Origin of the sequence: Flavobacterium sp., assembly GCF_965277525.1 — a bacterium.
Classification (GTDB): Bacteria; Bacteroidota; Bacteroidia; order Flavobacteriales; family Flavobacteriaceae; genus Flavobacterium.
The window spans coordinates 361,748-377,125 of the sequence record NZ_CBDIDC010000011.1; the positions used below are offsets into that span (position 1 = coordinate 361,748).

Below are 15,378 nucleotides of genomic sequence, written 5' to 3' on the forward strand. Positions count from 1 at the left end.
TTTGTTAATTTTATAATTCACTTAGACGGGATCCGTAGGTTTAACATTGTGTGTTAATATTCCGTTTGCAAAATAAGTATGAGATGGACTCAATGACATAGGATAGATGTTTCTTTTTTCTAAATTGACAGATACAGAAGTAACAGGTATAATTTCTTTATTGATTCCATATAAATTATCTCCCACAATAATTTCTCCTATTGGAATGAATCTCCAAATTCGATCACGCTGAATTAATTGAGAGTGAGTTGGAGTCGTTTCTAATAAACCACCATTGATAATTATTGTTTTATAGGCGACTTCTTTCGTTATTTGAGTTATTGGAGTAGTAATTCTAGTTTCTGATAAATAGTCAGAAGACCACTGGTAAAGTTCATTTACCTGATTAGAATCATTTAATGTTTTAATTTCGGCAGAAGCCAGCAATTGATAAAGATGTAATTCTTCGATTGCTTTTTTGGAACCATCAGGTAATGTGATTAATGTTCCTTCAACAAAACAATTACCACCTGTTGATATCGTTTGGCTTGTTGTATTACTATAAACTGACCAGTTTCCTGCGGCATCTCTGGCCCTTATTTTATAATATCTTTTGCCAGAGGATAATCCATCAATCGTATAGGAGGTAACTGATCCGGAATTTGTGCTATAAACTAAGTACCAGTCAAACAAATTGCCTGATGAATATATCTCATAGCCTGTAATTCTAACATTATCATATGGAATAGTCCAGGATAAAATTATACTATTTGAACCTCCCAGACTACTTGAAAGAATTGGATCGTTGGGAGGAGTGGTATCAATAGATGTTGCAAAATGATTATAACTATAGAACTCAGTTAGACTATGTGGCGCAACACCATTAGGTTTTGCAATACTGGCGGTATTAATATTAGTAGTAGATAATGTTGTTAGAGATGAATTGGCTGTAGGTATGCGTTTTTCGCCACAGATATCACTTATGGATATTTGACCAGATGGATTTAAAGCCATTATGATTTTAAGTTTAAATGTTCGAGAATATGTTTTATTTTTTCGTTTAGAGTTTCAATAGTTTGTTGTTGTTCTTGAATTTGTGTTTGTTGGGTTTTTGTAACTTCAATCAATAAAGGAACAAGCTTGTCATATTTTACCGCTTTATAACCATTTTCACGAGTAGTAACAATTTCCGGAATAATAGATTCTATTTCCTGAGCAATAACTCCAATATCGTGACCGGTATGTGTATTTTGATTCGCATTCCAATCAAACATATAGCCATTAATTTTGGCTAATTTTTCAATTGGATTTGAAATTTTCTTAATATTATCTTTTAGCCTTTCATCTGAAGAAGAAAATGCGATGATATCATTTGAAGCTCTAACACCATTTTCATGAATAGCAAGCAGAGGGGTATTAATTGAATTTCTAAAAATAAAACCACGATTAACTCCTTGGGCCATTGAAAAATACATGTTATAGTCAGATGTAGTTTCACCAGCAATTCTACCACCGTAATTTCCATTTCCAGAGTCCGACATTAAGATACCATACGTACTTGAATGACCTCCCCAAAATCCATAACCGTTACCATGAGCAGGAGCAGTATTAAAATATTGAGCAGCTGATATTGTAGTTGATGATGTTATGGCTGCAGCTGTTACGTTTGCATAAGATGAAGCTCCCTGGGCATAAAATCTAAAATCACTTGGCCCCCTTAATTGCAAACTCGAGGCCGCTACTCCAGGCTGATGAAAACCAATCGATGGGAATACAGAATTTACAGGACCATTTCCTCTAACTTCTAAACCACTTGATGAGTAATCATTTCCTGTGCCGACAACACTAATTTGCCTTGCCTCCATTTTAAGGGAATTATTTATTGTTACTGCCGCTGTACCGTCTCTGCCTATTGCAAATACATCCGTTCCAACAGAACAAACACCCACGCCTAAATCCCAGTTAGCGTTAACGGCTGGATTTGATGCAAATCGTATTGTCGATCCTGTCATAGAACCTGTATAACCATTGCTACCATTTTCAGTATAACAGATATGTGGATTAGCATGCATAATCCATTTTTCTGCCGATGAACTGAATAGGGTAGGATATTGTGCTCCTGCCCATAAATTTGAAGCTCCAAAATTACCCAGAGCAGATGAAGCTTGTCCGGTAGATATTACACCAGATGTCCAAAGACCTGTGCCTATAGCCGTTTTCGCAATACCGGCTTCCATGACTAATAATTGATGGCTTAAACCCATTTTAGATTGGCCACCAATATTAGAATGTGTCCAGGCTAATCCGTAACAGTTGCCAGTGGTAGAGCCGTCACCAGATAATTTATAGGCGTCACCCATGGCATAAATGCCTTGGTATCTTGTATCTGAATATTTTCCAACAATTCCACAGCCATAATTATCATCAATATAAAGATTGCCACTTGCTCCTGCTGTTCGATCCGAAATTCTTGCAGAATCAACTCTCAAACCAAAAGTATTAGCACCATTCCAACCCATTAGAGACGGATATGTTGGTGTCCAGGCTACTTCAGAATTAGTATTGTTAATTGATGTACCATCTGGTGAAGAAGCAGAAGAAGCATCAAAAATAGTATGACCATTTCCGTAATTATTCCAACTCAATTGACCTACAACTGCACTTTTTGTACCATTGGTATTCCAATTGTTTCGGTTTGATGAAAGATTAGTTGCTGTTACTGCATTAGCATTAATACCTAAATATTTATTGGATAATGAAGTATTGTTTTCGAATAATGTAACACCATAAATAGAGTTAAAATTCCAATCTGCTGTTCCAATGTTTCCTGAATTTCCTGATTGATACGGTAGTAAACCATTTAGAGTGGTTCTAATCCAATCTGTTGTATCACCATTAGAATTTGCCATTCCATAAAAACCATTGCTGTTTTCAGATCTCATGAATGAACCCGCAGTTAGTCCTCCAATAGTATTTGCATTTCCTGTTATATTAATTGGCCAGTTACCGTATGCACCAGAACCCGTTGTAGAAACTTTAGAATTTAATTGCGTCTGGATGCTTGAAGTAGCATCATTAAAAGTTTGTTGATTGGCAGATTGAAATTTTCTATTTGCTGTTTCAGAGATTTGATCGGCGTTATAATCCCCTGTTTGAGAGGTAATAGCACCATTACGCCCAAAAACGTTTGTTACAGCGCTAGTTGGGGTTAATAATTCCTGCCAGTCTGCTAGAACTGACGGATTTGTACCTTTTAAAATAAATGATTTACTTAAATCGGTTCTAACGGCAATGTCTCCAGTTTCTACGTTTAATGCTAACATTGCTGCCTGAGAAGCAATAACAAATGTGTCGTTTACAGTAATAGAAGGAAGTTGGGAAGAAATTAATTTTCCGTCAGTGCCAAGTCCTGCATAACCGCTAGCTACATTTTTATTAGCTGCATTTTCAGGAACAAACCCCAAGGAAGCTTGTTTAGTGTTCCAGGTTGCTTTTTCGGCATCCGTTACAAATCTATTATCAGGATCCTGAGTAATAATACCTGGAGTATGACTGGAAGGATGAGTATAATTCGAAAGTGTCCCCAGACGTGTAATTTCAGTATCTGAAAGTAAATTTTTGCCTGCAGCTTTATCCACTTTATTATTCTGCAAAGCTTTTCCCATTTCAGCTGTCAGGGCTTTTTTAGTGCCACCTGAAGTCAGGTCATTAATAAAAATGATATTTGGGTCACTAAATTCCAATTCCCCATTATCATTTGTACATAATATTTTATTGGACTTATTTTTTTCTAAATCGGCAACTTTTATTCTGTTATGATCGATACTCATCTTATTTTTTTATTAAATAGTAATTTTATTTTAGATACTAATCTGGAAAACCCAAATCCTGCATTAGACTAAACTGTAAGAGAAAAAAGAGACTCATTTATTAATGAAGAGATGCTTTTTTTGTTTCTGGTTTAAAAAAATCTAATGCTGAATTTGGGTGGAATCTTGAATACTTTAAGCAGATGAATTACTTTTTTAGTAAATCAAATTTTAGTATGCTTGTTTATAATTGTGAGTTAAAATCCCGTTGGCAAAATAGGTGTGAAATGGATTTAATGTCAACGGATAGATCTTACGTTCTTCTAAATTGATAGTAACAGATGTAACCGAAATAATTTCCTTATCGATGGTGTATAAATTGTCTCCAACCTGAATATCTCCTAAAGAAATGAATTTCCAAAAACCATCTCGCTGAATGAGTTGCAGGTGGGTGGGGGTAGCCTCAAATAAACCATCATTAACGATCATTGTTTTAGATGCCAGCTTCTCTGATATTTGGGTTATTGGTGATACAATTCTCGTTTCTGATAAATGTTCAGCAGACCATTTGTACAACTCATTAGCATCATTGGTATCAATTAAGGTTTCAATTTCAGCAGAAAGCAACATTTGATCACGCTGTAATTCTTCGATAGGTTTTCTTGAACCATCAGGTAATGAAATTAAGGTACCTTCTACAAAACATCCACCGCTACCTCCACCGCCAGAAGGCGGAATGTAAGTAACTTCACACGTTCCTGAATTATTTGCGTAAGACTGCACATTTGCAGCTAACCAGGCGTCTGCTTTCGCGTTAGCATCAGCTATATTAACAGTAGAAAAAAATAGATTTGAAGGCGCTACAAGCGTTGCAGTACTCCCACTATACCCTCTGGGACAGTCATTTTTTTTAGCACTTAATTTTCTTTCTGTATTATAAAATCTTATACTAGGTGCACAAGTGACAGTATCTAAAACCGGTGCAATATAATCAGGATCAGTGACTACATTTGGTTTTGGTTGTACGCCTGCCGAGCTGCCATCATCTGTGTAGTATAATTCTAATGAGGCGAAAGATTTATATCCTGTATTTCCCATACTTTAAATTTTTAATATTGTATTACGATTAGTCCTGTAGAGGAATCTTTGATGTATGTGATATATCCAAGATTAGTTACAGCTTCAATGTTTTTAGACAAACCTGTGCCTTGTATTGGTACTCTTTTCGAGAAAATTTTTCGATCTACCAGAATTCCGGATTTGTTTATCATGTCGTATCCTGATTTTTCCATTCTGCCCCCAAGATAAGTTACGATTTCAACATCAATATTTCCGGTACCTACTCTTGTATACCAGGATCCTGCCATTCTGACCTGTATAGTATTTAGAGCAGGGTAGTCGGCTGCTATTTTATTAAAATTGACCAGGCAGCTTTCGACACCATTTGCCTGTTGATTATCACCTGCCCACATAATATAGGAGTTTTCGGCTAAAGCATTTTGAGGGATTTCATTATTAAATCCGTGGTTCCAGCCCATCCATTTATTATCCAGGGGAGTTCCTGTGTTTACGATTCCGGTATAGGTATCAAAATCTTGTCCGGCTCCTAATGCCCATTTATACCTAACAACCATGTAGTCGAAAGGAGATAATGTAGTTGTAGGTTCAATAACGCAAGAAGGATTTATTCCTCTCCAGGCTGTAGTTCTGCACGCTCCTAAATTATTAGCATTTGCCTGAACATTTGCAGCCAACCATGCATCTGCTTTTGCATTTGCATCTTCGACACTTATGGTCGATACAAACTGATTTGCATTGGCTGTAAGCGTGACAGAAGTCCCGACAACTCCGGAGTCGCAATCATTTTTTGTCGCAGCCAGTGACTTTACTGTATTATAATATTCCATACTTTGTTTATAAGTGATTATGATTTGTCTAACTTATTACAAATGATAGGTTTCGATCAAATGTCTAAGTTTGATAAGTAATGTTGTATCGATTTTATTCGACTTTGATGTTACTTTTGTAGTTACTATTACATTATTTTCTGGCTGTAAAACTAAATTTTACGAAAAGCAATGCCAATTCATTACTCATAAAGCCAATGGAAGAAGCCAGCCAGATACTTGGTTCTATTTTTAAGACCAGATTAGAGTATCTAAAAAAAGTTAAAGCGATAAAAAAGCCAATAGTTAAATTAAGCAGATTGTCCTGAAGCAAGAACGTCCAGGACCAGCGATAGGGGGTGTCGTGGCTGTATTTGTACTTGAATTTTGCCCGAATGAGGATCGCTGTAAAAGCTCCGATGAAAGTTAAGAGGAACCACGCCAAATAGGCTGATAAATTTGTGGTTCCTAATAACTGTTCTAAAATTGTTTTCAAGAATTTATTCTTGTTCTTGTTTTACAATTTCGCCTGTCTCAATGTTTACACGAATATCTCCGTGCTCTTCTTTAATTGCTTTTTCCAGTTCATTGAAGTTTTGCTGCTGTACGGCAATCTGGCTTAAGATATCAGCTTTCTGAAATTCATATTGAATAGACAATTCTCCTAATGATAATCTGGCTTTATCCATGAATACATTAAATTCTTGTAACTTCTTTAATTGTTCTGTACTGATTGCTTTTGTTTGTTCTTTATTGATTTCTTGTGTTTTCATTTTTATTATTTTAATGTGTTTTTTTATTTAAATTTTTGTTGAATAATGTTGATTTTACTATTTTTATTAACTGCAAAAATTAATAGTATTGTATATTTTTAAAGTAATCAATCTGCCATCTTATTTTGTAATGTCATACTGACAGCTAAAAGTTACATTTCGTGGTCCAAATCCTGTTTCAGAAGTGAACAAAAATCTAATATAACCTTGATTATTTGACAGAAAATAAGCTTGTCCAGGTATTCCTTGTGGTAATCCTGTAGAATATACTGTGCCTTGTCCAATATAATAGCTCATAGTAACTCCTGCTCTAAAGAAAGGTGCTTCTACCTCAAAAAAAGAATTAGTATTACTAGCAACAATATTTAGATTTACGGCATATTGAAGAGTGACGATATTTCCTATTTTAGTATAATTTGCAGTGGTAATAGTAACCCCACTTACATTATTTTGATACCCTGTGAGTACACCTGTAAATGATCCTGAACTGCTATTACTAGCACTTGTATTTGCTAAGACAAATGCCGTAGTGGCGATCTGAGTAGAATTATCCCCTAATGTGGCAGTAGGAGCAGTTGGTTTACCTGTTAAAGTAGGAGAAAATGTCTTTATATAAGATGATAAATCAACATCAGAAGCTTTTAAATAAGGAACATCTTCTAAGTATGTTGATTTTATTACTAATCCTGTACTATTCGTTTTAAGTACTTTTGAAGATTGTAATGATGTTTTTTGAATAATACCAGTTGAACTAATTGAGTAAAAAGTATCATCAGATTCTACTACAATGGTGTTTGAATACATTAATCCTGTAGCAGCAATAGTAGTAACAACTCCAGTATTACTTATTTTAAAAATATTATTATTTGTATTGGATATAAAAGACCCATCAGATAATTTTTCTATAGGAAATACCGTTCCAAGACTTCCTGAAATATTAGTTGCAAATGTAGTAACTACTCCAGCTAAGGTAACTTTATATAAAATACCTCCTGGAGAATTTGCATTCATTATATATAAGTTTCCATCGATTCCATTACAAATCCCATACGCGTTAGCTACTGTTGATAAGATAGTTAGATCTCCTGATAAAGTCAGTCTATATATAGTACCATGTAATTCGACTACATATAAATTACCATCTACTCCTTGTACTATGCCATAAAGATTTCCAGCTAGTCCTGTTTTAAATAAAACGGCTATTCCACTAGAATCAACTTTATATATATTTCCGCCAATTCTAGTAACGTAAAGATTACCATCATCTGCTGGACATAAATGTACTAGAGCACCACCTATTGTAGAGAAAATAGTAGTAACACCTGTTGCTTTAGATGTCTTATATACATTCCCATCCTGATTTGCTGAATAATAATATCCAGCTTTATATGTCAAACATGTAGCTTTTCCACTTGTACCTACTCCAGTAGCAAACGTAGATACTCCAGTTGACGCTGATGAAGTAAGTTTGCTCAGTATTAATCCACTATTATCACTTGTGCCACTATCAATTGTAGTAGGTTTACTTATAGTAACCAAACTATCATTATCAGTGATATTTGAATCGGTAACATTATTACCAGTACTATTAAACTTAACGAGTTTATTAACAGTTCCAGTAATTGTAGTACCTCCACCAGCACCAATTTTCTTCTCAACACCATCACTACCCATTACATACATATCAGTAGTACCGTTAGTTTTGGCGTATAATTTTGCGTGACCTTCAGTTGCAGTTGGAGAAACAGAATCAGCTAAAGTTAAAAACCCGTCTGTAATATCAGCTTTTTCATTTAATGTTGTAAATGAGGTTCCGCTAACATTCCCATCGTGTGTAATAAATGCCTTTTCTATTCCTATTTTTTGAACACTGATTGCTCTTCTATTATTATCGGCAGTAGAGGTATCAAAAGTAGAAGTAGTAGCGTTAGAATTAGAGTTTTGTACCAGTTTTAAACAGTTAGCACTATTATTTTTAGTGATGGTTAAAACATCTTCTGCAGGAGAACTATTATGCGTTAACTTTAAAGCCCCATCTCTATCTTCATTTCCTGAGGTATGAATTACTTTAGTATCTTCTGCATAAGCTGTAGGATCAGGAAAACCATCTCCTTTGATAAATTGTGATCTTAATCCGCCAGCAGTAACAAATTTAGTTGCAGTTATATTACCCTCGCTATCGATTTTTGTTTGTACAACATTATTTTTTGCTACTTGCAAAATATCTCCGGTTGATCCGGTCGCTGAGTTTACATTTATTGCAGCTCCGGCTCCTGTATTTGATACTTTAACTCCCGTACCCGTTGATGAGTTTTGCAAAGAAATTCCGTTCCCTGGACCACTATTAGTGACATCAAGTGATGTTGCAGCTGAACCAGCACCACTGTTTTTTAATATAATACCATTAGTTGAGGTAGTAGTTGTATTATTAAAAGTTAATAGTCCCGTTTTGCTTTCATTTCCTGACGTATGCAAAAAACTTGTAAAATCAATTGCTTCACCTGATTGGCCCCCAGGATTAGGACCTAAATTTTTGTACCAATAATTTACTTCTAAATTTCTGTCACTTACCGTTCCTGAAAATGTAATTACTGCCGTGTCATAATTTACAATATAATCATATTCTTGTACTTCTTGCCCTTCTTGTCCTTCTTGTAACAATTGTCCGTTTTTATATACTTTAACGCTGTATCGAATAGGCAATTTTTGTAAAGATAAGGTAGTACCGTTAAATGAATTTTCAAAGTTTTCTTTGTGTGGCATATAACAGTTACCTGTGACGATGCCAATGTTTTTTAAACCCGTATACAAAAGGGCTGGAGTTACATAATGGTCATTATCGGTACCCCCTTCAACCATTTGAAAGTCGGCTTTGTCTTCGTCTTTATGAACGAAACTGTCAAAAATCTCCTTGAAATCATTCTCAGACGGAATATCAGTATTTTGAAATTTGCTGCCAATGTTAGTTCTGTTTGTTGCCATGTTATTTGAAATTTATTTTCTTTCTGTAAATATTTGTTTGATTAACTTGATTTTGAATCCCAATGAATAATTTCATCGGGATTCATTTAGAATTTAAAGGGTTAGGATTTTTTCTTCGCTGCTGAACATTCCTGAAGAGTTTACGGAAAGGACTTTGAAGTGATGGTAAATTCTTTCCTCATCAGCGTTCTTAATCACTAATTCATCAGTGTATAACAGAATATCATCCAGAGGCAGAATTACGGTACTTTCGTTAGAAACAATCTCATGAATTTTCTCCCAGTTTCCTTGGTTATTCATTTTGTAAAGAATATAGGTACCATTATGAACTGTTTTTTCCCAATTGAAAACAACTGGTTTCAATAAAGATCCATTTGTTCCTGTTGCAACCCCTGTGGCTTCTAACACTGGTGATTCAGGCGAAACATTATCAGCAATGACTGTAGCCGTAATTTTTGATGGCTGAGACGGTGTATAATCAATATTGACGATCGGATTAAGTTCTGTCGAACTTGGATCAGCATATTCAATTTCTCTTGAAACCGTGATTCTGTAAAAAAGACCATCTCCAAAAGGAATATGTTGCAGATCTTCAAATTCATCATAAACGGTCCAAACGCTATCAAAATCACTAGATAAAGTATTCTCATCAATTAAAATTTCTTTGACAGCGGTCATCGTTCTAATCGATTGTGCATCAAGTACATTTTTTGCACGATAGATATTTATTTTTCTGATGTTGTATTCTGGTTTGTAAGCGTTTAATTCTATTTGAATAGCAGGTTTGATTCCTAAAACCTTATTTTCTAAAATAGGCATGATTCGCTTGATTTCCGGTGTCTGTGGCGGATTTGAAGGCACTAGTTTTACAGGTCCTAAAAAAGTACTAAATTCACTAAAGTTCATTTTAACATCCATTTCACGAACTCCGTAGAAGTAAATGTTTTGTGAATTTCCATCTAGATTAAAATCAGTAAATTGTGTTCTAAATTGGGTTGCATCTGTGATTTTCATCATTGGTGCAATGTCCAATTCAGGATTAGGATATTTTAAAATATTGCCATTCTTGTCTTTAATCGTTTGTTTTTTATTGACCGGCACATAATCGTTATCCTTAATATATTCGTAAACTATTGGTACCTCAGTAAGTGGCACAAAAACAGCATGAATGGCTTGTTCTATAAAGTGAATGGCTAACAGATTTCTTTCAATTCCATATTTTGTCGAAATGATTACATCATTAATAGAAGTAAGGGCAGTAATATTAGGAGCCTGTATTTCTGTTGGTCGTGATTGATTGTGCCAATTAATAAATTCATTGATAGCAGCAAGGAATAGAACACTATCCGGTGTGGGAAAACGGTACTTAAATACTGCGTCATTCTTAATCGGATATTCTGCATAGTTCAATGGTACCCTCGGAGGCAATGGATCTGGCTGTTCATCAGGCCCTAATAAATCAACTGGATTCAAAAGGTTACTCTGTTTTATGATTTCTTCAAAATTTAAGAAATCCTGCCATCTGTTCGCAAAATAAGTCTCATTATTTCCGCCAAGCTTATTTAGATTTTCACGAATTTTTGCAATTGTTGCTGTTTCGTATAAAACATTTAATAAAGCATCATCATTTGCCCTGTAATGTAGCATACCATAAGGTTGATGCGTGTATCGGGTTGTAAATGTGTATGTCGATCTATTAAAGAAATCGGGTCTTGTAGCATACAAAGCTCCTTTTACCTCTTCAGGTTTAATTGGTTTTTTAATTCTGACCGCATACATTGGGTTTGGCACACTAATTTTAGAATCATAGTCTGGATAATTAGAATGGCTGCTAATTCCAAAAATGGAATAGTGCGTACTTTCTCCGGCTCTTGGCTGAATGTTTGCTGCCGTAATTCCGTTTGCAGGATCAGCAAAAAGATATACTTTATAACTTGGATAATAATTTACTTCCTGCTCTTTTGGTTTCTGCTCTTCATTTTTTTCAATGATAATATGATCATATTTTGGATCCATTTCCTGGGTTCCGTCTTTTTTTATTTTAAAATTAGGATCATTAATAATTAATACTAAATCCTTATCTGTTCCGATATTGTCAGCTCGTACAACTTTAAACTCTTTTCTGGATTTTACAGGAATAGGGTTGGTACCATCAAAACAACTTTTAGTAAATAAACGAACAGCACCATTCATCCATTCAACCGAATTTCCGTTGTTATCATTATATTGCGGATGTTGAGCTAATTTAAGTCCTTTGAAAGTAAGCTGATACAAACCAAAATGTTTTTGTTCTGTATCAGGTAATGGAATTGCATTGTTATTTGCGTCTAATATATATTCACCATTTTGATCTACCTGAAAAGCTTCTTCCAGAACCTCTTCGATGATGACTCTTTTGTTCCAGATTCCTCGCGTTTTTTCTACTTGTAAAGTGTCATTTCCCTGACTGTCTTTTTGTAAAACAATTTCTCTATGAACAGTTTTCAGAGCCTGTGGTAACTGAACCTGAAAATTAATTGGGCTAGGTGTATTCCAGTTTTCAGGGGTTAACATATTTTCAACCAAAGAACACAATTGGTTTACCGGGCTCTTAATTTCTTTGATTTGCTCAGAATTTATTGTAGCATCACCATCTGAAAGAAGGCTTTCGCTTACTTCTTTTTTCAGTACTTCAATAGTAGCATATTCAAATTTTCCTACAGTAGGAACAACGGTAATATTCTGAACGATATAGTTTTCGTCCCCAACCGTTAAAATACCTCCAATAAATCTTTTTTTATTGTCGTTAGTTAAGTTAATTTTAATTTGTTCACCGCTGCTAAGAATTTTATACTCTTTAATTTTAATGATTGAAGTAAGTTCATTTGTGGGGCTATTGGTAATGTCATCGATTTTGGCATGCTCAATTTGAGGAAGACTATCCCTGTAATATACCTTAAAATAATCGGCAAATAGTTCTTTATTATCAGGATAAATTTTATCCTCAAGTAGAGCATCAGTATTACTCATCCCATCAGGAATAGGATAACTTAGTAATTCCTGAATAGCATAATATTCAAAAAGAAGTCGAATGTAAGTTTTATCTTTTACCGAGTCATCATCGAAAAGTGCTTTAAATTTGATTTGTTCGCTTATTGAGGTAAACATTAACGGATTTTCTTCTGTAATCAACAGTGAATTAATTCCGGTTGGCGGCAATAAGGTATTCTTTGGTTTAATCTCAGAAGTAATCTCCAATTGTCTTCCGGATGTTGCTCTTGAAAAAATGTTAATACCATATCCTTGATAAACATAGGTATGCAAACCTGTTTGTTCCTGACGAACATTTAAAAATGATTTTCCGGATTCTGGAATAATAATCGGAGCAGGTTCATAGGCGCCAGGAGTTAATGCTGCAGTAATATTAGAGTATTCAGTATCACAAGCTAATTCAGGTTTTACCCAAGTGGTATCTAAGTCCTTGATTTTGTAATCAACACCGGCATAGATAGGGAATGTAAAGGAGCTTCCGTCGTATTCTGTTGTAGAACTAAAAAAAGCAGTATTTACACTATAATCCGTGATATCATTCATATACAAACTCACATATCTTTTCTTACCATCAAAACTATAACCATCAGGATCTGTAATTTTTGACGTCTGTTCATCTTCATCTGAACCTGCATTAAGGCCAGGTAAAAATTTACTCAATTGTACAGGAAGAGGCAAACGTTCTGTATTTACAGAAGTTGGAATACTCATAGAAAGGTGCTGCACTTCTTTAGGAGTCGAACCTCCTTCTAAATTTTTAAGTGTAATATACTCTGTTAGATAAATGTATTCTCCGGAAAGAACAGTTTCATCAATATCAATACATCCTAAACCTAACATTCTGGCAATATGATAATCATTTGCAGCAATGTTTAATAAATCGAGATTAGATATTTCAGTTGAATTTTCTGCAAATTCGGCTGCTTGGCCTTCTTTAGGTTCGTTGGTAGGAACACTATCCTTAAATTTAATAGTTTCTAAAGCAGTAGGATTCTTAGCAACAAGACTTAACTCTAAGTAACTCTCAACAACTTCTTTAATGTTTTTATCATCATCATCGGTTGCACGTCGCCATTTATCTTTATAGTTGTTTACGTTTACGTATTGACCATCATTAAATTTTAACCATTTTCCGTTAACAGCATTTAGTTTTGGCTCTAATTGTTCAAATGCTTTATTATCATCAGTAGTCAAAGCATATTTTCCTTTTAGATCCCAATCTCCATTTTCATTTGCATGTAGGATAAAATCAGCATAAAATTCAAAATTGATTTCGTTTAATAAACAACTGCTTGCTTTAAATCGGATGCTTCTTCCATTTTCTGCAACGACACGTATTGTATTTACTTGTGTTGAAGAATAGGATTTACGATTACTAAGTCTTTTTGATGCAACAATGCTATTTTCAGCAACAGATAATGTTTCTAATTTTACAATGCCTGAGTTGTTTGCTGAACTAAATTTTAGCTCTGCAGCAAAAAATAATTCACTTTTATTTTCAATCTCAATAATCTCATTTCCATAAGCCTGAATAAAGCCCGACGGATTGAGCATAGGATCAATACTAGCTGTTGTTAACAGATACTTTGCTTTGTTTTTAAAATTGATATAGATCGACCTTAATCCCGTTTTATAAACCCATAATGCATTACGGCTATCTGTAGTCTGAGGATTTTTTGTTAAGTCTAATTTATGTGCAACTTTAGTATAAGCCGCTCTGTATACTTTTACGAAATCATCAGGTTTGTTAAAATTAAAATTTGTTCCTGTAAACGAATTACCTTTAGGAAGATGGTTTGCTCCTAATTCTCCAGCCAAAATCCAACGAAGATGAATTCCTTTTGTACTGTCAATTCCTCTTGAACCCGCAGCAGCAATTTGCAAAAGAGTTGATTGTAAAGCTGTTTTGCCAGAATCGATATCAACAATGTATAATTCTTTTGTAACAGTAAAGTTGATGTTTATTCCCAAGGGATTACTCACTTTGGTAACCACAACAGGTGCTGCAAAATTCCCGATAAGTAAAGGTGTTCCATCAACTCTGATGGCAACTTCAAGTTGAGATGATCCGGCAATAGTAACGGCATTTTCAAGTTTAAAAACGAGTCCATTAATATTACTGGCATTATGAATTCTTGTTCCGGCTGGCAAAGTTAGTGCAACGCGGCTTTTATTTTTAAGTACCAAAGCTCCCGCGGCCTTATGTACCGCCAAACCTCTTCTTAAAACCGGATAGACTAATTTGTTTTGAATAATACTTACATTGGCTACACAACCAATTTGCGCACTTGATAAATCAGTATTAAGCTTGTTTAACTCGGTTCCTAAAGTACTAAAATTAGGAACTCTTATGTAATCTGAATTTAGGATAGAAATACTGCCACTTTTTAATACCGGTGTCTTTCCCAGAAAAGAGGTAAGGGGAGTAACTAATTCGCTGGCATTGTCTACAGTACTTGTTACGCCGTATACAAAAATTTGCGATTTTAGATTTAAATCTCTGTATAAATCTTTTACTGCATCAGAATTGTTTACCTGCATACCATCCGTAACGATAACAATAACATCCGGGATTACAGATAAATTGTTTACCGCTTTTAAACCAGATGCCCAGTGATCAGATTGTTTGTTAGCCCTGCCTGAACCAAATGAATTGGTCCAGGTTAAAAATTCAGCTTTATTACTCGAAATTCTTTTTTGAATAACATTATCAGATCTTAAAGTAGCATCGTTATCAGACATTCCGATTAATGAAAGTGTTATGTTACTCTGAGCTTGAGAATTGATAAATGAAGTTAGCCCGCTTCGTATATGCTGCGCTTCGGTAGCGTTTATCGAACCCGATTCATCGACGACGATAGCGATATACGTTTCGCAGCCTGAGGATTGGCTTTCTTGTAGATTTATAGAACTCATTTT

8 protein-coding genes are annotated in these 15,378 nt (G+C 34.8%); all 8 read right to left on the bottom strand.

Going from position 1 to position 15,378, the window contains the following annotated elements; translation table 11 throughout:
* Positions 1–21 precede the first annotated feature (21 nt).
* Positions 22–993, bottom strand: a complete 972-nt coding sequence (locus ACQY44_RS22315; RefSeq protein WP_428232479.1) for a fibronectin type III domain-containing protein — start codon at positions 991–993, stop codon at positions 22–24.
* Positions 993–3,809: a tail fiber domain-containing protein gene (locus tag ACQY44_RS22320; RefSeq protein ID WP_428232480.1), complete on the bottom strand. Its 2,817-nt coding sequence runs from the start codon at positions 3,807–3,809 to the stop codon at positions 993–995. The genes ACQY44_RS22315 and ACQY44_RS22320 overlap by 1 nt, the downstream gene beginning before the upstream one ends.
* 210 nt (positions 3,810–4,019) lie before the next feature.
* A complete protein-coding gene (locus ACQY44_RS22325; protein WP_428232481.1) occupies positions 4,020–4,886 on the bottom strand; it encodes a DUF5977 domain-containing protein in 867 nt (288 codons plus the stop codon).
* 11 nt (positions 4,887–4,897) lie between these two features.
* Entirely contained in the window at positions 4,898–5,695 is a 798-nt protein-coding gene (locus tag ACQY44_RS22330; protein WP_428232482.1) for a DUF5977 domain-containing protein, read from the bottom strand.
* A 133-nt stretch (positions 5,696–5,828) separates the two neighbouring features.
* Entirely contained in the window at positions 5,829–6,170 is a 342-nt protein-coding gene (locus ACQY44_RS22335) for a hypothetical protein (RefSeq protein ID WP_428232483.1), read from the bottom strand.
* A 4-nt stretch (positions 6,171–6,174) separates the two neighbouring features.
* Positions 6,175–6,447, bottom strand: coding sequence for a hypothetical protein (locus ACQY44_RS22340; protein WP_428232484.1), 273 nt, complete (start codon positions 6,445–6,447; stop codon positions 6,175–6,177).
* A gap of 120 nt (positions 6,448–6,567) precedes the next feature.
* Positions 6,568–9,429 (bottom strand): hypothetical protein, encoded by a 2,862-nt coding sequence (locus ACQY44_RS22345; protein ID WP_428232485.1) that lies wholly within the window; start codon positions 9,427–9,429, stop codon positions 6,568–6,570.
* Between the two features lie 93 nt (positions 9,430–9,522).
* On the bottom strand, positions 9,523–15,375 hold the full coding sequence (locus tag ACQY44_RS22350) for a hypothetical protein (protein WP_428232486.1): 5,853 nt from the start codon (positions 15,373–15,375) through the stop codon (positions 9,523–9,525).
* Between the last annotated feature and the right edge of the window lie 3 nt (positions 15,376–15,378).